Source organism: Cobetia sp. SIMBA_158, assembly GCF_046566945.1.
GTDB lineage: Bacteria > Pseudomonadota > Gammaproteobacteria > Pseudomonadales > Halomonadaceae > Cobetia > Cobetia amphilecti.
Window position 1 is genome coordinate 1 of sequence record NZ_JAWJYL010000781.1, and the last position, 251, is coordinate 251.

A 251-nucleotide genomic window follows, 5' to 3' on the forward strand; every position below is an offset into this window, starting at 1 on the left:
GTTCGCAACAATCCGTTGAACAGGCGTATGCCGAAGCGGGGCAACCGCAGCATAAAGTGACGGAATTTATTGATGATATGGCGGCGGCGTATGCGTGGGCGGATGTCGTCGTTTGCCGCTCCGGTGCGTTAACGGTGAGTGAAATCGCCGCGGCAGGACTACCGGCGTTGTTTGTGCCGTTTCAACATAAAGACCGCCAGCAATACTGGAATGCGCTACCGCTGGAAAAAGCGGGCGCAGCCAAAATTATC

General features: G+C 55.4%; 1 protein-coding gene. It reads left to right on the forward strand.

The features are described 5' to 3' along the window. Positions 1-251 (forward strand): UDP-N-acetylglucosamine--N-acetylmuramyl-(pentapeptide) pyrophosphoryl-undecaprenol N-acetylglucosamine transferase (locus R2R70_RS21940; RefSeq protein WP_410979187.1); only part of this gene is annotated, 251 nt, incomplete at both ends.